This is a genomic window from Enterobacter cloacae complex sp. I2, from assembly GCF_014896205.1.
Taxonomy (GTDB): Bacteria; Pseudomonadota; Gammaproteobacteria; order Enterobacterales; family Enterobacteriaceae; genus Enterobacter; species Enterobacter quasihormaechei.
Map to the genome: position 1 here is coordinate 66,560 of NZ_JADBRA010000017.1, position 19,167 is coordinate 85,726.

The window sequence follows — 19,167 nt, forward strand, 5'->3', positions numbered from 1 at the left end:
ATTAATTCCTCCTTTCAAATTCAAAAATTGAATTTGCTGCTTTTTCAAAAAGACCCCGATAGGTGTTGATCCGTTCTAAAGCCCCTTTCCAGTTATTACCTCTCCATGGCTCTCCACTTTTAGTAATCAAAGCTGTATCTTGTTGTTGAATGTTAAATACGGCTTTGCCAACCTCCTGCATGAGTGGAGCTAACTGATTGAAATCAGGTATTTCAATAATGATTGCATGCTCTTTTGACTTATCGTCTAATTGAGGTAGATACTTTTCATCCCCGATTAAAGGTTTAATTTTTTCATCAATTTCAACTGGTATACGATCCATCCACATCTGATAGCCAGGTTTAGCGACGCCTGAATATTTTTTGAATGCTTGCACGATACATCCCAAAAATGAGGGATTACCTTCCCGAATTGGGAATCCTAATTCCTTATATGCTTCTATGGCTTGTTGATGGTCTTTAGTCCATCTATCTATGATATGGCTAAGTGTGGAAATAGCCTGAACATTAAACCGGTCTGGAGCAACCGGTATAAAGAATCCATCGCATGCCAAGAAAAATGCTCTAGTTAGCGCTCCCGAACTAGGACCCACATCAATAAATACATAATCATAGGTATTCTTGGCTGCGATCCTTTCCAAGAAATCACCTATAGCTACGTATGTTCTCATGAGGTTTGTACGATTACTCATTCTTTGTACATGAGCTTCAGCTAAATCATCTTCTATCGAGGATAGATCAACTGAACCCCTAATTAAATCAAGATGTTCAGCGACTTGACAAACTTCAACTTTATCTAAATCAATAAAAGCAGAATCACCTTTTATTCTTTGGTTAAGAACATCAAGGATGTTACTTCCTGGCAAATCTTTGATTAAGTTCTCTTTCTCTGATTGCTCATCGAGTCGTTTAATTATTGTAGCCATAGCAATCTCAGTTAAATTACACTGTGGATCAGCGTCAACCATTAAAACTTTTTTCCCAGTACCTGATATATAATTGCACAAATTAAAAGTTGTTGTTGTTTTTGAAACGCCACCCTTATGGTTATAAAGCGTTATTATTTTCATGTTAACTACCTCTAGGTTTGATTTGCTTTTAATATATCATTTCCAATGTACTCCTAGTATGAATTTCAAATATTATTTTTAAAATTTGTATCATGTGTCAAAAAAAGTGATAACACTTCCAAGAATTTATTCTTACTGCAGATTTTTGATCTGAGCTTACTTCTAAGATAGCTCTTAGTATATTTATGACCAATATGCAGTGTGCGTTCAGAGAGAGACCGGCATCAGTTGCCGGTTACCTTGCTGACCACGGCGACGGTTAACCAGCGAAAGTGGCCCGTGTTCGCGGTAACGCTCAAGCAAACAGCGGCAGTGTCTGTCTGAAATCTCTAACCGGCTGGCCGCGAGACTCGTAGTGAGACGCCGGTCGATAACGTACTGAAGGATCCTGAGTCGATTTACATCATTCATTGAGAAAACTCCGTTCCGTATGCAGTAATGAGTCTCATCTTTTTGAAATCAGCGATCGCTGTGGTGAGTCTTTAGCGCGGACATGTCTATTTAGTCATATACGGGCATCTCAATTCAGCTACAACACCGCCAGTGCGCATAACAAAGATTATGTTAAATGCAATAATTTAATTATTTAAAATCAATTGGTTATTTGCTTCCTGAACCCTTACCCCCTTTTATGCTCTATTGTGGCAATTTGAGGAACAGAGTCCTTTCCTGGGTTTGCGACGCCTTAAAACCATGGTGAAGATAAAAGCTTTTAGCCTCTTCAGTCAGTGCATGAACCATGATCGCACGGACTCCGATATTCTCAGCTACACGGTAACAGCGCAGAACTGCATCATGCAGTAAATCGGCCCCAAGTCCTTTCCCACGGAATGAAATATCGACTGCCAGGCGAGCAAGTATGATTACGGGAATTGGATCTGGCATATTGCGCCTGAGGCCTCCCGTAGCTTCCACGTGGTTAACGCTGCCAGTGGCCAGAGAATAAAAACCAGCAACCTGTTTCGTGCCAATTTTACAGACAACGAACGTACGGGCGGCTCCGAGAGCCTGATTTTTTAACCCTCTCTGTTTAAGCCAGTCATCGAGCACAACTTCCCCGCTAATGAACTCAGCCATTTGATGGGTGCTGGATAACGGTTCTGGTGCTGTTACACGTCCCACTGAGGTTTCCTTGCCAGAAGTTTATTGATGGCAGGGTCATCCGCAACAGGTGCATCGAGCATATCTATAAACTCTGCATACTGCTCATCATTAAAATTGAATACGCGACGATCGAGGATCACATTCTCGGCAGCCTGACATGCCATTTCCAGAATGAAGTCTGTACGTGATTTATGAAGGATCTCAGCCGCTGCGTCGATAAGCGCTCTTTGCGATTCCTTAGCTCTGAGGTTGAGCTGAACATCTGATTTCATGAGTGCGCTCCTTGTATAGCAATTGCTTTACAAGCATAACACAAGTTAATTGTATAGCAAATGCTATACATCATCACCTAAAAGCCCGTTTCGATGTTATGTTACATAAGGTATTCAGTCTCGTGCATCATTCCCCTTATCAACTGACGAAAACATGCTAGTCGGATTTGAACAGACTACTCACTGGAAGTGTTAAGGAGATACGGCAGGTACCTGAAGGGGCACTGTTGCAAAAATCCGGAGGTGATAAATTTATCGTCACCTTTTGCTGACAGAGCAGCACACGAACCCATTTAAAGGCCGGCATTTTCAGCGTGACATCATCCTGTGGGCAGTCCGCTGGTACTGTAGCTACCGTGAGCTGCAGGAGATTCTGGCTGAGCGTGGTGTGAATGTCGATCACTCCACGATTTACCGATGGGTTCAGCGTTATGCGCCTGAAATGGAAAAACGACTGCGCTGGTACTGGCGTAACCCTTCCGATCTCAACCCGTGGCACATTGATGAAACTAACGTGAAGGTGAATGGCCACTGGGCTTATCTGTACCGGGCAGTCGACAACAGGGTCCGCACCATCGATTTTTATCTCTCCCCACGTCGTAACAGCAAAGCCGCCTACCAGTTTCTGGGTAAAATCCTCAACAACGTGAAAAAGTGGCAGATCCCTCGATTCATCAATACAGATAAAGCGCCCACCTATGGCCGTGCGCTCACGCAGCTGAAACGCGAAGGCTGATGTCCGTCTGACGTTGAACACCGACAAATAAAGTACCGGAATAACGTCATTGAATGCGATCATGGCAAGCTGAAAAGGATAATCAGAGCCACGCTGGGATTTAAAACCATGAAGACGGCTTACGCCACAATCAAATATATTGAGGTGTTGCGTGCGATACGCAAAGGGCAGGCATCACCGTTTTATTAAGGTGATCCTCTGGGCGAGATACGCCTGGTAAGCAGAGTTTTTGAAATGTAAGCTTTGTCATGACGCCAGCAGTTTCCCATCCGCCATATTTGCAACAGGGCCCTTAGATCACACGATAAAAATCTAGTTTTACGCCATTAGATGTTCGCTTTGCAGAACAAATGAAAATTGATGTCTGCAGCCATTCAAGTTCAGGTGTGTCTACCTCAAATACAGGCACAGTTTTAAAATAGATATCCTCCTGAGGCAGTTGGTCGAAAAAGCTCATATCATCAGTAAAAAGTTTTTGTTTGAAAGCTTCTGGTAATCTGCGTATTCCATTATTTTCGATGTAAATAGTCCCTTCTAAGACCCTTAAAGCATACCTTGCAGAGAGTCGGCACACTCCATTAGGCTGAATAATCTGACTATCAACCCCACCTTGCAGAACTTCACCAGTCAGTGCTCCGCAAACTTTTCCATGCAAAATAGGTATTAGCTGTCGCTTTCCTGTCAGAGGAGAGTTCGAAACAATGATCGGCTTATCGACGAAAATATCGATACTGAAAGAAAACTCGAATTCGGGCTTCATAGATCTCTCCTAAAACTTCAATATTAATGAATAATAATGAAACACTAACGTTATTTTCACTCGGAGTAAACCCCTGATTAAAAGCACTTTTCAAATGGTTACATTGCGGAATATTTAATTCTTACATTGAGTTATTAACATTCACACCAATGAAACCACAAAAATTACATTGTGTTACTAAGGTTAATTTTTTTAATAGATTAAAAATACCTATTTGATACCTGTGCCGCTATATTCTTGCCGTCTGGTATGACTCTACCAGACGTCATGCGTAACATAAGGCCTTAGCCTTTAGTAGCTTCCCCGTTAGTACCCTCTGGCGGGGCTTTTTATTAAAACTCGTCTAAGTATTGCCATCAGGTTTCCATTCCTTCGGTGGACTTTAATTCTTATCAATGTTGTTACCCGACAATGTGCCTGATGAGAACCTGCCGCAACGCGGCAGGGCTTTTTTTCTTGCACAATGTCCCCAACTTGATTTTCTATCAGCGCCTTCAGCACCCTGTCCTGCTCGTCATCCAGCAATCCCTACAGCTTTGCCTCCACCAGAACAAACAACTTAAACGCATCTAGTTCTGGTCCGACAGTCTGCACTATAAGATTTGTGGTGCCTGCGATAGTAAAATTTTTTCCAGCCCGGGGGTTACCTGAAACAGGACCAGTAAATGACCAGAGCGCGGAGGAGTCGGTCATAAGTTCACACTGCGCGCAATGGTGATAACCGGACGATACATTGAAATGTGTCCCAAGGGTCAGGCGAACTTATTTTCCAGCAATCCTTACATCAACAGCGCAGAGGTAAATTTCCACAACCATGCTTGCCGGTCCATTGTGGAGAGTGGCGCCCGGCTCCAGCCAGTAAGTTCCCGGATCTATCGTCAGCGGGTCAAGCGTTTCGCCTGATGTCACAGTAATAATCTGCACTCCACTTTCAACCTTAGGAAAACCAAAATTCAGCACCTGCTCCGGCAAGTCTCCTTCTAGCTCCCTAGTTGGCACATTGCCTGCAGAAAGTTCTGTCACCGTTCCGATGGGCAGTGTATTTGCAGGATCAGCCTCGCCCGTTTCCCCTTTTCACCGACTTTGCCCTGAGGGATCCCCAGACTCAACACCTGTGTCGGCGCGTCGCCTGTAATCTCTACTGTGGCGTTACTGCCCGGCTCAAACGTGGTGACTTCCCCGTCCGTCACCTGGTTCGCCGGTCCCGTCTCGCCTTTTTCACCCTGCGGCCCTGCCGGCAGACTCAGGTTCAGGATCTGCGCGGGCGATTCCCGGGTGATTTCTGCCACCGCATCCCTTCCTTCAGACAGCTTTTCCACCGTGCCGATCGACAGCACGTTTGCCGGACCGGGTCCATCCTTTCCGTTTTCACCGACTTTTCCGTCAGTCCCTTTTTCACCACGCGGCAGCGTCAGGTTCAGAACCTGTGCCAGCGCATCTACCGGCTATGAAAAAATCCGTCTCGATGGTTTGTACGCTTGTGTTATAGGTTTCCAGCGCCTCTTTCGCCGCAGCCACCACCGCCTCAGTGTCCGGGCCGGTGCTGATAACCAGCGTAGCGTCGACGCTGTAGCTGACCATCTTGGGCGCCTTTACTGTGACATAATCCGTCAGAGGGCGAACATCCTCCGGGCTCAGAGCCTCATTAGTGGCAGCCAGCAGCTCAACCGACGGCGTACCGTCGTCTTAAGCGGACAGCATATAGACGTCCACATAGCCCGGCTCGGTGTCCGACGGACCATAGGCGCGGGCATCGAGGACCACACTGCCCACGTCGCGGGCATAATACTCATACGCCTCGCGCGACCCGGTAGTATTACGGGCATACGCTGGCGGTAACTGTCGTCATCCTCCAGCACCGTAACCGTCGGCGGGATGGTGGGCCGGCGTTACTACCTGGCGGACCACATCATAGTTGGCACCCAGTCGGTCAAGATCAGCCCCTTTCGCGTAGACCAGAAGCGTGGCCAGCACGCCGCTGTTAAACCGGGCAATGTTGACCATTTCCCGGTAAATCAGAATTTCTAGCAGCTTTATCACCGGATCGCTTTCCTGCAGTGCGTTAAACGTACTGTCCAGCGCCTCAGCTCCTTAAACAACGGCATTTCCAGCACTGCCGGTGGTGGCAGATGGCTCAGATCAATCGTGTTCAAACCGTCAGCCCCTCCAAGCGAATAAGTTTCTGCGTTTTGGTATCGGTGGCCGTCAGGTCAATCGCGAACCGCCCCGCACCAGTCCGGCTGGCGAATACCGGCAGCACGGTGATGCATGGCTACTATTTCTCCAGCGCGACGGCGGTAGCCATGACCAGTTTGATCTGGGTCAGCCTGTCGTCGGGGAAATCAACAAGGGTGAGTAAATCGCTGCCGTATTCCGGCAACATCACCCGCGTGCCGGTGGGCGTGGAAAGACTATCTTGCACGGACTGGCGAATGTGCAATGTACCGGACGTACTGCGCCGGTATTTCGGTTAACACCTTTAATAGCGAGTCTCCTTAAACATCTATCACAAACATTCAACAAAAATGGAAAAAATCGCTCCTGATTTCAACAAGCGAAGCTTTCAGTAACACAACATAAAACTTATCGACTTTCTGAAAGAGATGAGATGAGTATGATTTACGCAGGAGGAGACATGGTTAATTCATCAGAAAAAATACACATCAGCGTTGTTGAGGATTTAAAAAAATATATCGCAGACAACATTGGTCATAAAAAAGTAACTGCGCGCGAAATTTGCGAGCTGAGCGGTTATTCCCGATTTTATATGCACAGGATATTCAGACAGCACACAGGAAAAAGCCTTCAGCAATATATTAATGATTTGCGCATGGAAAAAATTGAATATGAACTCATTCATACCAGCAAAAAAATCACAGAGATAGCTATGAATTTTGGGTATCAGCATTTAAACGAATTGACGAAGCGATTTACCGTTAGATACGGCATTCCACCGAGCAATTTCAGAAAAATACATTCAGCCGTTATTATATTTTCTGATTCGGCAGATTCGTCGTCCCCCCTCCGTCACCGTTCTCCGGGTGATCGTGTTCGTTGAAGGTGTCCCGGACCGACTGCAGCGTGCCGGTTTTGTCCGCCACGTCGCCCGTAGCGTTTATATTGCCCTCCACCTTCAGATCGTCTTTCAGGGTTGCTCCACCCGGAAAGGCCACCGTCAGGGGGCAGCTGTCGGACAGGCTGACGGCCATCGTATTGGCCGCCGTGTTGCAGATTACGCTTGCTCGATTCCCGTAGTGCGTAACGTAGACGTCGCTGCTTTCCCCCACCGGGGTCTGGTCATCGGTAATCATACCGATTAGCGCCACGCCGTTTCGTAAATCCCCCCTTCGCTCAGCGCAGCCCACCGCCGACACACTCCACTCCTGCACGCCGGCATCGGCGCGGGTGTACCATGGAAGCCCGGCTGAAACGTTATCCAAGTTTTTTACCGGGTCCGTACCGAACAGAACGGGCACGCGTAGCGGCTTCAGCTGCACGCTGTAGACGGTATCGCGACGGATCATGTTGTTCATTCGCCGCCACATCTTAGCCAGCGTGCAATCCATGCTCACAGATAATCCCCCAGAGAATTCTTCATCCCGTCATAGGCTGAACTGATTTTTTCGCTTTTTGAGGTGGTTTTCAGCGCGAACAGATCTTTCGCGACGCCGACACGCGTGGCACCGTAATACTGCAGCGTTAGGGAAACGGTCTGGTGCGTCTGCTGACCGTTCAGCCCGAAGGTGTCCATCACCTTGCTGAGCTGCGTCATGGCAGTAACCCATTCTCCGTCAGGTACCAGTGACCAGCATGTAAGGTATGCCGAGGTTCGCTGAGCACGCAACTGCTCAACCAGATCCACACCCGCGGACGAAAACCGTGATGGTCACCGGCGGCGTGAGTTTATGAAGCGCCGTGTTAATCAGGGCGGCGATGATGTCCGCTGCCGTTCCTGAACAGTACATACCGCCAATAAACGAAATTATTGTAAATATAATTTGTTTTCAGAGTTCATGCTCGTCAACAGACAGAATATAAAGCGCCGTACCGCCTGGCGAGCACAACATTACCGCGGGCGTAGCTTCCGTGAAAAGGTAGTAATGGTCATACCAGCAGTTCCAGTTGTAATACCCGTAGTTCCAGTTAAGGGGTCTATCATAACCCTCTCAAAATGAACTAATTGATGCCAATCAACTTTACCCAAATAATCTATATTTTAGGAGGAAATTTAGAGTAAGCATAATAGCTACAATAAAAACAATTATTTAAGTTTTTATACCACCTCACAATGAAAGTGCCTTTCTCGTATGGCATGCTTCACAAAATTTATTTAGATTACGATTCACACGCTCTTACACACTTAAACAATATGACTTGAATAACACTTCTATACTATTACTTCCCATTCCGGGATTAATTATCTAAGTGTTCAGGAGTTGTGATATGACCGACTTTAACAAAGAAGATCTGTCTGGTTTCACAGGAAAGCATCTCGTTTATACATACGATAACGGCTGGAACTATGAGCTCTACATCAAAAATGAAAACACCGTAGATTACCGAATCCATAGCGGTATGGTTGGCGGCCGTTGGGTTAAAGACCAACATGTCTACATCGTTCGCGTCGGTAAGGATATTTATAAAGTTTCGTGGACAGAACCAACCGGTACAGACGTCAGTCTGATTGCGAATCTTGGAGACAAGCTTTTCCACGGAACAATCTTCTTCCCGCGCTGGGTAATGAACAATCCTGAAAAAACAGTGTACTTCCAGAACGACCATCTCGACAAAATGGAAGAATACCGGAGCGCAGGTCCAGCCTACCCAACAGAAGTCATTGATGAATTTGCGACGATCACGTTTGTTAACGATAGCGGGATTAACAATGAATCAGTAATTGATTGCCCTCCTGACCAACTCCCTTCTAATTTTCCGGCAAACTTGAAAAATTAAATCTTGATACCTTCAGTAAAAAAGGCTGCATCTTCGCAGCCTTCGTCTCTTTAATTTTTATTTTTCAAGATAGTCTCTCTGGCAAAAATGTTACAGATTTCATCTGCTGCAGCCAGAACAACATTCACAAAATCAGGGCTTAGCCGGATCTCTGGATGCTGTCTCACGATTTCAGATAGAACTGCACCTGCAATGTAATCTTTTTCGAGTTTTATTGTCATAGCCACATTCCACAAAAAGGAGGAATGTGATCTATAGCACATTTTTAGCCCCCTAACACAATAGTCACATCCTAAAACTGTTTAACGCAGCTAAAACAAAATGTTGCTATTCTGATTTTCTAGACAATAGCTTTAGCATTAAGTACGGGATAGGTGAAAATCAGTAAATGCACGCGATTAAAGCTAAAATGAAATAGTGTAGCAACCCAAAGTTTGCCGCTCCACATCCATGCCAGACCATATATTACGCCTGCCAGTGTTGCAAAAATGATTAACAATGCCCCCCAGCATCATGCATTAAACCAAACACCAGGGAAGCTATAAGCAACGCTGCGAGGGGGTGACAAATTTGAGACAAGCGTTGCTGCAGGTATCCGCGGAAAAGCGCTTCTTCCGCAAGTGAGACAAAGAAAACGTTAGCAAGTGCAAATTGCGCAAACCATTGAGGGGCGTGAGGTTCTACTTTTAAAACACCCAGCGCAACCGCGATCGTCAATAAAGCAGGAACTGAAAGAACTAATAACCCCCACCTGGTCGCTCCCGCTTTAAACAACGGTTTTGATACAAACAGCGTAGACATCCCCGTCAGCAGGACAAAAGGAACTAACGCTTTATCAAAATTAAAATGCATACTGAATGGAATACTGAGTGGTTCAATGGTGATAGCGTCCAGTACTTTAGTATTATTGAAACCTGGTAGCAGGTGCAATACTAAAGACAGAGCGATGAACAAGTATAAACCCTCAAGCCAGTATCTCGTTTTCGGTGGATGTTTGTGCTTGAATTCGACTAACACGCCGCATACTACAATCGCCGCAATGACAATGAGTGCGGGAAATTCCAGCATATTCACCCCCCAGCCAATAAATGACGTGAGGCTAAGAATGCAGTAAGCCAGATATCGGTTGAAAGAGAGTGCAGTAAGAGAAGTTGCAAGGAGATACCACATAAACATCCTTAATTACTGGTATACACTACCTATCTGAAGGAACGCAGTGCCGAATGCCTATCGGTGAGATAACGCAGTACCCCACCCCGCGACGTGAGGGCTGATAAAAACAACTTGCCGCCCCTCTGTATAGGAGGATTCACTGCATATAATTCTGGTGTCGACTACCGGAATCGAACTGCTGACCTACTGATTACAAGTCAGTTGCTCTACCTACTGAGCTAAGTCGGCAATGCTTTGCCGCCGAAGCCTCGCCCCGTATTTTACACTACAAAGGTTGTCCCCCCCTCCCGATGAATTAATGCAGTTTGGTAACACTTGTTGGACTAGAACCAGCTACCGGGCAATTATGAGTCGCACGTTCTAATCAACTGAGCTACAAGCCGTGAGCAAGAGGATACATAAGTGAAATAATCCTTTCAATAGTAAGGTTTCATGATGAAAAACAACGGGGAGCAGGTCAGTTAATAAAGAAAAGGCCATACAAATGTCTGGCCTTTTTTTAAAACAAATGGAAAACCTATACTAGCAATATTTATTATTGTTCTGAAAGTGCTCTATAGAATTAAGCCATCCATAAGTACGTGAAATCAGGCCACCCCAGTTCGCACGTTTCCACCCCTCGGGTGCCTGCTGGTACATGCAACTGCCAGCGTTGTATATATAGCGGTGTTATCAGCCTGGTTTGCAGCAATAAGTTAAATAAGCGCCAGATTCGTCGAGTGTGCTGCTGCCTGGTCCCCTTTACAGCCCTTATAAGCATTGACTGCCCTCTTCTACAGCTCTTTTTGCCCCAATACAGATGAAACATCGGGCAGTGCCGAAAATGTTCTTCAAGCATCGCGGCCTGGCGCTTAAATAGCGGCTGAAAGCCAATACAAAAATCGAACGATGCCCACTCCTCAGAAGGAAGTAGCCAGTGGCTTGCCGCCCGGGTCGTGATGTTAAGATGGCATCCCCGCCACTGCAGGCTCTTTTTTAGCTGCTCAACCAGTGCGGTAGTCTCGGGCATCAGACAATAAACGATATTCAGTTCGGGCGGTAATTTTGCAGATTCCACCTCTGCCTCGTTCACACGCAGCCATTCAGGAAGTTCAGCTATGGTGGGCACTTTATCTATTACCCCTGGCAAAAGGCTTTGAACGATGCGCCGCACCACGTCCTGCTGTGCCTGTGACATTGAAGTCCGGGTCGTATTAAAAGTGAGGAAAGTGAATCCTCCCTCTCCGGCCTGAGTGGTGACATGCGGTGATGTTTCGTAAGCGCGAGCGTTTTCCAGCGTAATTATCGACCAGTCAGGCGCGGGCCGTTGCTGGACCATGAACCTTACCTCGGTCGTCTGAGGCTGCTCCCCATACCAGAATGCAGAACGTTGTAATACCAAAACCGATGCTGCATGTTTACATACCCGGTATGGACCCAGCCCCACAGTCTGGTTCTCCGGATGTGAAAGGGCGTAAGCGGGATGCGCCAGCCGATGCGGCAGTAACGCGTCGGGGGTCTTCAACATCATTTGCAGGACATAGTCTGACAACTTGACTTGCACCACATGCGGTAGCCCCGGGCCACCGGCATGTCGCTGCAGGGCTGGCAAAAGCTGCTCCGGCATGAGTGGCTCACCGTTATGCCAGAATAATCCACGGCGCAGATAAAATGTCCATGTCAGCCCGTCAGGACTGACTTCAGCGGTGTGTGCCAGCCCAGGCACAGGATCGACGCTGCCCGGCAAGAAGCGCATCAGCCCGACGTGTACCATCTGTATCAGATGCCGTTCCGGCCAACCGGTATAGAGTGAAGGTGTCACCTTCATCAGCGGGCGATAAAAACGCAGGCTAAAGCATTCACCATCTCTGGCCTCTTCCTTGACGGCCGGAGCGGGCGCCTCGGTACTTTCGGTCTGGATAGCATACTTGCCGTCAAGCAACGTTTGCAGGGCTGCCGCATCCACGCGGCATTGAAGCACTCCACCTGCGCCACGGCCCGGCCGGGCTGTCCAGCAGAGCCAGCCAGCCTGCTGCATGTCCCGTAGCAATGACCGGGCATAGCGCGACGTACAGTAAAGCACCTCGGCAATTTCACCCATTGAGACCTGTACAGGAGCCGTACGCCAGCGCATCAGCAGTCGTTGGTAACGGGTCAGCAACCGCTTTTCATGCGGGGAGAGGCGATAAGTCATGCAACGTTCTCCATATCAGAGGGGCTGGTAAATGCGATGAATAAAAAGGAGAGGATTTCCAACCTGTTGCAGCAATGTGCATCGCCTTCACGCCTCCATTTTCTTCAAATCGGCAATAATGTTATCCACGGCGTTTCTTATCGGGAAAAGTAGCTCAATATTTCTGTTTTGCTGTTCCATGAGGCCAGTTTTTTTTCCACTGAGCAGGTTCATTATGGTGTTTTGCAGATCTTCCGTGCCGCTTATCGTATGAAACCCTTCCCGCAATATATTACCCAGCCGATTAAAGGGGGCATGTCCTTCTCTTTCTGTGAAAACAATCTCTTTCTTTAACAACTGGCCCTCAAGCAGCATGCTAATGCCGTCCGTTACGATCAGATCGGAAGCGGCAGCCACGGCGGCATACTCAGCCCCGTAATACTGATGGCAGTTGGGTAGCGCTGACCACTGGCGGATGAAATCTTCGACATCGGCGGCAGGTACGGGAGAGCGATCGCCGGTTAACTGCGTCATCAAAGCCGGGTGCGGACAGAAAACAAAATCCACCTCGGTTAGCGCTCGGGCAATCGTCAGCATCGACTGCCAGATGGCCGGGAAAAGGCCAAAGTCAGTCCAGCCCTGGGTAATGCTGTGATGGGGCGACCACAGCACTTTATGCTGATGGCTAACGCCAAAAGGCCAGTGCGGCCTGACGCTCAGCAGATAGTCAACTTTTGGATGCCCGACCACCCGAAATGGCCGCCCTTGCAGCACGCTTTCCCTTTGCGCTATCGCAAGCATACTGGCCGTAGAGCAGTAAACCCGCCAGCAGCGCCGGTGAAACAGGCTATCCACCGCGGAGTTGGCTATTTCACCTGTGTAGGTGACGTTTTCAACAATATTGCATATGCCGTAAGGCACTATGGCCAGCCGGGTAAAATTCAGGTTCTCTGAAGAGAGCCCCGGCGGGTAGTCCACATCCCACTGCGACTGACGAAAAATAACGTCCGGCAAGAGCGCCATGATGATTTCCAGGGCCTGGAAAGAGTCGCTCATACCGAGACGGATATGATGGATATTCCGGGAGTCCAGAAAAGCATGCACCTCAGACTCGCCGCTGTACCCCTCCTGGCCAGGAAAGCGTTTATTTGCCGACACCACAATAACGTCAATATCGTCATCTACTGACATTTTGCGAACCAGGGCATCAATGGCATGCCAGGCGTTGAGGTTATTTACCACAAACAAACAGCGTAAAGGGCCGCTGCTGCGTGCAGTTCTTCTCGACAGGCTGGCTGATAGGCGAGCTTGATTTTCGGAGATAATAATCTGACGCTGAACTAATTCGTTGAGAGTCAATATTTTCCCTTCAATTTCCGCTATGCTTTCGTTGTATTCATAGGTGGCAAATAGTTTTCTTTTAAGCTTGGATAACACGGTTTTAATTTTCATGGCAGTATGTGCAGTGGTTAATATTGACAACAGGAATGACGGTTTAGTTATAACCAAAGAACGGAGCAGTTAAGGCTCCGTCTACGTTGTTATAGCGTAATAAGAATCCTTAGCGGAATAATCGAATAAACCGGAGCAGGATGGCGATCTTTTTTATCGGCAGACGGACTTCAGCGTTGAATATTCTGCAAACGACAGCGCTGCCGGTTACACGGTATTGTAGATATCCCTGACATCTGCGGGTAAGCCTTTCACGCAGAGACAAGGCCCCGTAATGTCCCGCCTCACGGTAATGCCAGTAGAGATGTCGCAAGGGGTGGTCACAGAACATACCCCAGGGTTTTTTGCTGTCGGTAAAATGGACAATGCCGGGAGCATTTACCGCTTCGCCAACCATCGCTTGGGTGTAAACATGCTCCAGATCGTTAAAGGTAAACATTCGGCTACTGACGTTCCATCGCAGCGCAAGAGTGGAGATGCTATCACTGAAGGTAATATTCAGGATATCCTGATCCTGCAACGTAATAAGATCTTTGTGCAAGTAATAGTTTTCAGAGCAGGACAAAAACATATCCGGGAAGCGTCTATTTATCTCCCTGAAATTAAAAATTACTACCCCAGCATTTATATAATCAGTACTGGAAAAAGGATGAAGACGCCGCGCCTGAAGTATCCCCCCTTCATCATAAACGCCTGCAATGCAGTAGCCTTCCATTCCGGCATCCCACAGTTCGGCAATATTTCCGCAGACAATCACGTCGGAGTCAAGATAGATTATTTTTTCGACCTCTGCAGGCAGCAACCTCTGCATCAGTAACCGGTAATAGGTATTCCGTGAAATGTATTTTCTGTTCAGGGGCAACCCCTGCAATATACTGGCATCGACCTCCAGAAAATGGACACTAACCCATGGCGCAGTAGCCTGAACTGAGCCTATTTTTTCCCTGTTCGCTGCGGATAAGCGCGCGTCGCAGATGACATATATGTCGATTTCTTGTCCGGTAGCACTGTTGCTGACCAGAGAGGTAATAGCGGCGTCGGCATGGGGAGCATAGTTGTCGTCAAAGGACATGCATAGCTTAACCCTGTCGGTTTTGTAAGTTGCAGGCGTGGCGTCCGGATGCAGGTTGTGCAGTACCGGCTTCTCCGTTACGCCATAGGCCAGCGCCAGCGAGCCTACCTTCAGTCCCGGGTATACCCCCTGCGCATAGACCAAGTAACAATTCAGCAGCCGTTCGGCCAGAAAGCCGAACACCCGGCGCTGATATGCATCATAGTCACTGATATCAATACGCTTTTCAGCTTCCTCCAACACACCAAACAGAAACTCACAGTATTCATAGAAGAAAAGGGATTTCATCACCGCGATATTTCCCCATGTACAGGCGCTTTCGCTGAGACTTTGTAGCAACGGGAGGTAATAGTCGGGGTAGCGCTCTTTCACGATCGCAGTCACGGTATCAAGCGCGCGGGCATCATGCTCCCGGCCATAAAAATCCCTGGCATTCATGACCTTTTTCGGCAGACCCGCCGGATGAATATTCCAGACGGGCGACGTAATAATGTCATACCGTGCGCAGGTCTCTTTCACCACCTCCGGGGTCCAGCCAAAATCATTAATTTGCTTTTGCGTTATCTCATTAAAGTGATAACAGCCGTTGCCTTCAGCGTTGAAATTGAGCAGGCGCCGGTAGTGCATCAGGCCATAGTAATCCGCATCGAGATTTTTCCATGCCCAATAAAGCGCGGTTAACTCACACCAGGATGCATTTTTCCGAGAAATATTGTCCCCAGTATTATCCGGAATCGCGTACTCAAGGCTGGTGGTACTGATGCTCTTGCCAACATGCACCGGCAGAAAGCACTCATTTTTTACGAAAGGGTATGCTTTGTGATGGCATACCAGAATTTTTATATTCATGTTCTGTTCAAAAGATGATGTGAATGGGCGGATATACGGATATAGTTCCCGGCCCGCCGCCAGAGTCAGGCGTTCATAAATAAGGTCAGCGTCGGGTCGACGAGCGCGGCGCAGAGCAGTATCCAGCCTGTTTGACGGGAAATGCCCAGCCGGGCCTGAACATCAAACCTGTGGCTGCAGACGGTCTTATCGCTGATACCCAGAGCCTGCGCTACCTCACGCAGGCTCTGCCCTCTGGCCAGCCGCAGCAATACGTCGCGCTGACGATCGGTAAGCTGTGACAGCGGTGCAAGAACACAGGTGGGCGCAGACTCCTTCAGCCAGTTCGCTATTTTCACTTGCAGCTGCCCGACGGGCTCCTGCAGGCTGACCCAGTGGGCGGGCAGCAGAGCCCGCAAGCCACTGGCTGCGTCGCAGTAAAGCACCATCAGCATTAATCGCTCGCAGGCGTGTTGCAGGTAGAGCAGCGTGCGCAGCTGGGTCAGGGTATTGGTGATCTCGCCCGACAGCACCGAGACTACCCTGATCCCGGGCGCACTCTTGACAATATTGAGGAGTGCGCTACGGGAGCTAGTCGTCTGCACGCGTAATGACGGCATTTTCACGTTCAGGAGATGCTGAAGACCGGAAGCAAGCATCTCGTCGTGGCAGTACAATGCAATGTCAAGGCAGCTGATTACGGATGAGCAGCTGTGCGCCGGGCTGCTGTTAACGCCCTGAAAAGAGGCCGCAGGCTCGGTTCCAGAATAAGCATAAGAAGGCTCCATAATATTTATCCTTTTTGATGAAATGGTGCCGGACGCCGGCCATCCCGCACGCCTTTCACCCAGGCGGCCAGGGCAGGCAGTAAGGGCCGATCCCGCAGGGCGCCTGCCAGTTGCAGCGCCAGGCGCAACTGGGTGACAGACCGCGACCATGGCGAACCGGCGCGAGAATGGCGCAGCCATAACAGATTACGGGTGAGGTAATAGCGTTTGCTGGCGGTAATTCGTCCGCCGGGAGAGATATCGTGAATATAGCCCAGGGCTGGCGACCAGACCATTCTGGCGCCCTGGCGGGCCAACGCCGCCCCCGCGCTAAGATCGTCATAATAGATAAATAAGCGTTCATCCAGGACCGCCCGCAGGCGATCCAGCCAGGTACGGCTCACGCAGGCCCCGACAAAGGAGAGGCTCTCAACCCGGGTACGTCGTCCATCAGGCCGGAAGCTAGCCGGTTTCAAGGCATAGTGCAGCGTCTGCCACAGGGTAGCGGGTAGCCGGGTGAAAGGCAGGTTCATTACGCAGGGCTGCCCGTCCGGACGGCGCACATCGCTGCAGTATGCGTCCGCATCGGGCTCGCGAGCCAGCGCCTCCAGCCAGTTCGCAGCAGGCCAGGCGTCATCATCGGCAAGACAGACGTGAGTCCAGCCCGGTTGCTGTGCCAGGGCGGCGAGACCGGCGCTGAATCCCCCTGCCCCGCCGGTATTTTCAGGTAAGGAGAGCACTTGCAGACGCGGGTCATCCTGCTGCGAAAGCCACGTCAGGGTACAGTCGGTTGAGGCGTTATCTACCACCATCACCGTATAAAATCCCTGCGCCAGGGTCTGCATCAATGCCCGGCGCAGCTGCGGCAGGCGGTTATAGGTCACCATCAGCATGGCCACTTTCATAGCGTCGCCTCTGGCGCTGCCCGTAGCCGTAAAAAAGCCTGTGCTGTCTGCATGGCTTGCGCAATGGTGGCGTCCATGTCGAGGTAGCGGCTGGTGCCAAGCCTCCCCAGAAAAGTAACATTTTTCTCCTGCCGGGCGCGCGCCTCATACTGTGAAAGCACGCGATTATGACCGGCCAGACGTACCGGATAGTAAGGAATATCCTCCGGGCCAGCCTCGCGGGAGTACTCACGATAAATAACAGTCTCATCGTAATGCTCCCACGGACTTAGCCGGGCATGGTCGGTAATGCGCGTCCATGGAATATCGGGATCAGCATAATTCATCACCGCGCAGCCCTGCCAGTCTGCGGGCACCACCTCCCGGACGAAATCTAAGGTACGGTAGCGCAGCCTGCCAGCATCATGGTTGAAATAGGCATCCAGCGGGCCGGTCCAGAACAGATGCCCATGGCGCTGCAGGGCGCGGGCCATAGCCGGGGTTAACGGCCTGCCCGTCCTGACCCTGATGCCCGGATGATCGAGCATGGCCTTAACCAGGCTGGTATAACCGTGCACGGGCATACCCTGGTAAGGGTGGCTAAAGTAGCCGTCGTTGAAGTCAAAGCGGAACGGTAACCGATTCAGGATAGCGGCGGGCAGCTCGGCGGCCGGGCAACCCCACTGTTTTTCGGTGTAGCCCCGAAAGAAGGTGTCGTACAACGTCCGTCCCATCAGCTGCAGTCCCCGCTCCTCAAGATTGCGAGCGGCCTGGCCGCTGCCGAGCGTCAGTGAAGCCAGCCACTGCCTCGCTTCGCGCGGGGACATTGCCCGGCCCCGGAACTGGCTCAGAGTCAACAGATTGACCGGCATGGACCAGACCTGGCCACGGGCGGTAGTAAACACCCGGTGGTGGTAGGGCATAAAGCGCGCAAAGCGGTTCACGAAGCGCCAGACGCTCTCATTCGCCGTATGGAAGATATGCGGGCCATAATGGTGCACGCGGACCCCTGTTTGCGCGCAGCGGGTGTCGTAACAGTTACCCGCCACATGGCTTCGCGCTTCAAACAGGATGACGGAAATCCCCTCCTCCGCCAGCAGACGCGCTACGGTGCTGCCAGCCAGCCCTGCGCCAGCGATAAAAACGGGCGATGATCTCATGGTGGTACTCTTTTTCACGTTGAAAACCTTATTTTTCGGTTGGCGCCATAGCGGCCTGGTAGCGAGGAAGCAGTTCGTCCGGCGTACCGTCCGCTACCAGTCGACAGTTTTCAAACCACAACACCCGGTCACAAAACTGGCGGATATCGGTCGGGTTATGGCTAACAAACAGCAGCGTGACGCCGCGGCGACGGAAGGCCTTTAGCACATCCAGACAGCGCTGACGGAAAGCGATATCGCCCACGGCGAGCACCTCGTCAATCAGCAAAATATCCGGGGACACCTCGGTGATAACGGCAAAGCCCAGCCGGGCTTGCATGCCGCTGGAGTAGATCCGCACCGGTTCATCAATGAAGCCGCCCAGACCGGCAAACTCAATGATGCGCGGCATGGCCCGGCGGATTTCTGCCCGCGTCATGCCCAGCAGAGTGGCGTTCAGGCGGATATTCTCCCGCCCCGTAAGCTCCGGGTGAAAACCAGCGCCCAGCTCCAGCAGGGAGGCCACCCGCCCCCGGACCGTCACCCTGCCGAGAGTAGGTTGCAACACCCCTGCGACCAGAGAGAGCGAGGTACTTTTACCGGCACCGTTGCGCCCCATCAGCGCCACGGACTCGCCCGCAAGAACGGTGAAACTGACATCATCCAGCGCGGTGTGGGCGCGGTGCCGCCATAGCGCACGGGCCTGCCGAGGATGCAACAGCAGCGACTTCAGGCCGCTGCCCAGATGGTGATAGAGCGGATAGCGTTTACTTACATGTTCAAAGGTAATAACGGGTTGTATTGTC

The 19,167-nt window shown here is 50.0% G+C and carries 22 protein-coding genes, 1 tRNA gene and 3 pseudogenes; 3 read left to right on the forward strand and 23 right to left on the reverse strand.

Annotated elements, in window-relative coordinates:
* Position 1: 1 nt before the first annotated feature.
* From IM300_RS15680 to IM300_RS15695, 4 genes and pseudogenes are all read right to left on the reverse strand, one after another.
* Positions 2–1,069, reverse strand: coding sequence for a ParA family protein (locus tag IM300_RS15680; protein WP_193037246.1), 1,068 nt, complete (start codon positions 1,067–1,069; stop codon positions 2–4).
* 225 nt (positions 1,070–1,294) lie between these two features.
* Positions 1,295–1,480 (reverse strand): annotated as a pseudogene (locus tag IM300_RS15685) (helix-turn-helix domain-containing protein); the annotation flags it as partial.
* 225 nt (positions 1,481–1,705) lie between these two features.
* Positions 1,706–2,191, reverse strand: a complete 486-nt coding sequence (locus IM300_RS15690) for a GNAT family N-acetyltransferase (RefSeq protein WP_193037248.1) — start codon at positions 2,189–2,191, stop codon at positions 1,706–1,708.
* Complete coding sequence (locus IM300_RS15695; RefSeq protein ID WP_193037250.1) at positions 2,179–2,445, reverse strand: DUF1778 domain-containing protein; 267 nt, start codon at positions 2,443–2,445, stop codon at positions 2,179–2,181. The genes IM300_RS15690 and IM300_RS15695 overlap by 13 nt, the downstream gene beginning before the upstream one ends.
* A 268-nt stretch (positions 2,446–2,713) precedes the next feature.
* Here IM300_RS15695 and IM300_RS15700 point away from each other — a divergent pair.
* A pseudogene (locus IM300_RS15700) lies at positions 2,714–3,370 on the forward strand (IS6 family transposase).
* 103 nt (positions 3,371–3,473) lie between these two features.
* Here the strand turns inward: IM300_RS15700 and IM300_RS15705 are convergent.
* The 6 genes and pseudogenes from IM300_RS15705 to IM300_RS22850 all read right to left on the reverse strand — a co-directional run bounded on the left by IM300_RS15705 (position 3,474) and on the right by IM300_RS22850 (position 6,363).
* On the reverse strand, positions 3,474–3,941 hold the full coding sequence (locus IM300_RS15705; protein ID WP_193037252.1) for a DUF3237 family protein: 468 nt from the start codon (positions 3,939–3,941) through the stop codon (positions 3,474–3,476).
* A 762-nt stretch (positions 3,942–4,703) separates the two neighbouring features.
* Positions 4,704–4,964 carry a hypothetical protein gene (locus IM300_RS15710; protein WP_193037254.1) on the reverse strand — a complete coding sequence of 87 codons (261 nt, stop codon included), beginning with the start codon at positions 4,962–4,964 and terminating at the stop codon, positions 4,704–4,706.
* Positions 4,961–5,230: a hypothetical protein gene (locus tag IM300_RS15715; protein ID WP_193037256.1), complete on the reverse strand. Its 270-nt coding sequence runs from the start codon at positions 5,228–5,230 to the stop codon at positions 4,961–4,963. Before IM300_RS15715 ends, IM300_RS15710 begins: the two co-directional genes overlap by 4 nt.
* A gap of 106 nt (positions 5,231–5,336) precedes the next feature.
* A pseudogene (locus tag IM300_RS15720) lies at positions 5,337–5,609 on the reverse strand (baseplate J/gp47 family protein); the annotation flags it as partial.
* Positions 5,610–5,786: 177 nt separating this feature from the next.
* Positions 5,787–5,981, reverse strand: a complete 195-nt coding sequence (locus IM300_RS15725) for a hypothetical protein (protein ID WP_193037258.1) — start codon at positions 5,979–5,981, stop codon at positions 5,787–5,789.
* A gap of 235 nt (positions 5,982–6,216) precedes the next feature.
* Entirely contained in the window at positions 6,217–6,363 is a 147-nt protein-coding gene (locus IM300_RS22850) for a hypothetical protein (protein ID WP_193037260.1), read from the reverse strand.
* Positions 6,364–6,549: 186 nt separating this feature from the next.
* On the opposite strand from IM300_RS22850, the gene IM300_RS15735 reads away from it, so the two are divergent.
* Positions 6,550–6,999, forward strand: a complete 450-nt coding sequence (locus IM300_RS15735; RefSeq protein ID WP_226842317.1) for a helix-turn-helix transcriptional regulator — start codon at positions 6,550–6,552, stop codon at positions 6,997–6,999.
* On the opposite strand, the gene IM300_RS15740 is transcribed toward IM300_RS15735, so the two are convergent.
* Complete coding sequence (locus tag IM300_RS15740) at positions 6,929–7,513, reverse strand: phage baseplate assembly protein V (RefSeq protein ID WP_193037263.1); 585 nt, start codon at positions 7,511–7,513, stop codon at positions 6,929–6,931. The genes IM300_RS15735 and IM300_RS15740 overlap by 71 nt on opposite strands.
* Positions 7,510–7,713: a hypothetical protein gene (locus IM300_RS15745; RefSeq protein WP_193037264.1), complete on the reverse strand. Its 204-nt coding sequence runs from the start codon at positions 7,711–7,713 to the stop codon at positions 7,510–7,512. Before IM300_RS15745 ends, IM300_RS15740 begins: the two co-directional genes overlap by 4 nt.
* A gap of 671 nt (positions 7,714–8,384) precedes the next feature.
* Here IM300_RS15745 and IM300_RS15750 point away from each other — a divergent pair.
* Positions 8,385–8,894: a phenolic acid decarboxylase gene (locus tag IM300_RS15750; protein ID WP_193037265.1), complete on the forward strand. Its 510-nt coding sequence runs from the start codon at positions 8,385–8,387 to the stop codon at positions 8,892–8,894.
* Between the two features lie 50 nt (positions 8,895–8,944).
* Here the strand turns inward: IM300_RS15750 and IM300_RS15755 are convergent, their stop codons facing one another.
* The 11 genes from IM300_RS15755 to IM300_RS15800 all read right to left on the reverse strand — a co-directional run bounded on the left by IM300_RS15755 (position 8,945) and on the right by IM300_RS15800 (position 19,163).
* Positions 8,945–9,115 carry a hypothetical protein gene (locus IM300_RS15755; RefSeq protein ID WP_193037266.1) on the reverse strand — a complete coding sequence of 57 codons (171 nt, stop codon included), beginning with the start codon at positions 9,113–9,115 and terminating at the stop codon, positions 8,945–8,947.
* A 119-nt stretch (positions 9,116–9,234) separates the two neighbouring features.
* Complete coding sequence (locus IM300_RS22855) at positions 9,235–9,393, reverse strand: type II CAAX prenyl endopeptidase Rce1 family protein (RefSeq protein ID WP_370552243.1); 159 nt, start codon at positions 9,391–9,393, stop codon at positions 9,235–9,237.
* On the reverse strand, positions 9,387–10,064 hold the full coding sequence (locus IM300_RS15760; protein WP_370552244.1) for a type II CAAX prenyl endopeptidase Rce1 family protein: 678 nt from the start codon (positions 10,062–10,064) through the stop codon (positions 9,387–9,389). The genes IM300_RS22855 and IM300_RS15760 overlap by 7 nt, the downstream gene beginning before the upstream one ends.
* A gap of 155 nt (positions 10,065–10,219) precedes the next feature.
* Positions 10,220–10,295, reverse strand: a tRNA-Thr gene (locus tag IM300_RS15765).
* Between the two features lie 334 nt (positions 10,296–10,629).
* Positions 10,630–12,240, reverse strand: a complete 1,611-nt coding sequence (locus tag IM300_RS15770; protein ID WP_193037267.1) for an SgrR family transcriptional regulator — start codon at positions 12,238–12,240, stop codon at positions 10,630–10,632.
* An 87-nt stretch (positions 12,241–12,327) separates the two neighbouring features.
* Entirely contained in the window at positions 12,328–13,671 is a 1,344-nt protein-coding gene (locus tag IM300_RS15775; RefSeq protein WP_193037268.1) for a hypothetical protein, read from the reverse strand.
* A gap of 109 nt (positions 13,672–13,780) precedes the next feature.
* Positions 13,781–15,592: a DUF4422 domain-containing protein gene (locus tag IM300_RS15780; protein WP_193037269.1), complete on the reverse strand. Its 1,812-nt coding sequence runs from the start codon at positions 15,590–15,592 to the stop codon at positions 13,781–13,783.
* A gap of 65 nt (positions 15,593–15,657) precedes the next feature.
* On the reverse strand, positions 15,658–16,359 hold the full coding sequence (locus IM300_RS15785) for a helix-turn-helix transcriptional regulator (protein ID WP_193037270.1): 702 nt from the start codon (positions 16,357–16,359) through the stop codon (positions 15,658–15,660).
* Between the two features lie 5 nt (positions 16,360–16,364).
* Positions 16,365–17,243, reverse strand: a complete 879-nt coding sequence (locus IM300_RS15790) for a glycosyltransferase (RefSeq protein WP_193037271.1) — start codon at positions 17,241–17,243, stop codon at positions 16,365–16,367.
* Positions 17,240–18,382 (reverse strand): UDP-galactopyranose mutase, encoded by a 1,143-nt coding sequence (locus tag IM300_RS15795; RefSeq protein WP_193037272.1) that lies wholly within the window; start codon positions 18,380–18,382, stop codon positions 17,240–17,242. The genes IM300_RS15790 and IM300_RS15795 overlap by 4 nt, the downstream gene beginning before the upstream one ends.
* A 28-nt stretch (positions 18,383–18,410) precedes the next feature.
* Positions 18,411–19,163 carry an ABC transporter ATP-binding protein gene (locus tag IM300_RS15800; protein ID WP_193037348.1) on the reverse strand — a complete coding sequence of 251 codons (753 nt, stop codon included), beginning with the start codon at positions 19,161–19,163 and terminating at the stop codon, positions 18,411–18,413.
* Between the last annotated feature and the right edge of the window lie 4 nt (positions 19,164–19,167).

What these genes read in the sequence shown, in the direction of transcription:
- IM300_RS15680 (WP_193037246.1), bottom strand. Translation starts at nt 1,069, where the DNA reads ATGAAAATAATAACGCTTTATAACCATAAGGGTGGCGTTTCAAAAACA.
- IM300_RS15695 (WP_193037250.1), bottom strand. Translation starts at nt 2,445, where the DNA reads ATGAAATCAGATGTTCAGCTCAACCTCAGAGCTAAGGAATCGCAAAGA.
- IM300_RS15705 (WP_193037252.1), bottom strand. Translation starts at nt 3,941, where the DNA reads ATGAAGCCCGAATTCGAGTTTTCTTTCAGTATCGATATTTTCGTCGAT.
- IM300_RS15735 (WP_226842317.1), top strand. Translation starts at nt 6,550, where the DNA reads ATGAGTATGATTTACGCAGGAGGAGACATGGTTAATTCATCAGAAAAA.
- IM300_RS15745 (WP_193037264.1), bottom strand. Translation starts at nt 7,713, where the DNA reads ATGACGCAGCTCAGCAAGGTGATGGACACCTTCGGGCTGAACGGTCAG.
- IM300_RS15750 (WP_193037265.1), top strand. Translation starts at nt 8,385, where the DNA reads ATGACCGACTTTAACAAAGAAGATCTGTCTGGTTTCACAGGAAAGCAT.
- IM300_RS15755 (WP_193037266.1), bottom strand. Translation starts at nt 9,115, where the DNA reads ATGACAATAAAACTCGAAAAAGATTACATTGCAGGTGCAGTTCTATCT.
- IM300_RS15760 (WP_370552244.1), bottom strand. Translation starts at nt 10,064, where the DNA reads ATGTGGTATCTCCTTGCAACTTCTCTTACTGCACTCTCTTTCAACCGA.
- IM300_RS15770 (WP_193037267.1), bottom strand. Translation starts at nt 12,240, where the DNA reads ATGACTTATCGCCTCTCCCCGCATGAAAAGCGGTTGCTGACCCGTTAC.
- IM300_RS15775 (WP_193037268.1), bottom strand. Translation starts at nt 13,671, where the DNA reads ATGAAAATTAAAACCGTGTTATCCAAGCTTAAAAGAAAACTATTTGCC.
- IM300_RS15780 (WP_193037269.1), bottom strand. Translation starts at nt 15,592, where the DNA reads ATGAATATAAAAATTCTGGTATGCCATCACAAAGCATACCCTTTCGTA.
- IM300_RS15785 (WP_193037270.1), bottom strand. Translation starts at nt 16,359, where the DNA reads ATGGAGCCTTCTTATGCTTATTCTGGAACCGAGCCTGCGGCCTCTTTT.
- IM300_RS15790 (WP_193037271.1), bottom strand. Translation starts at nt 17,243, where the DNA reads ATGAAAGTGGCCATGCTGATGGTGACCTATAACCGCCTGCCGCAGCTG.
- IM300_RS15795 (WP_193037272.1), bottom strand. Translation starts at nt 18,382, where the DNA reads ATGAGATCATCGCCCGTTTTTATCGCTGGCGCAGGGCTGGCTGGCAGC.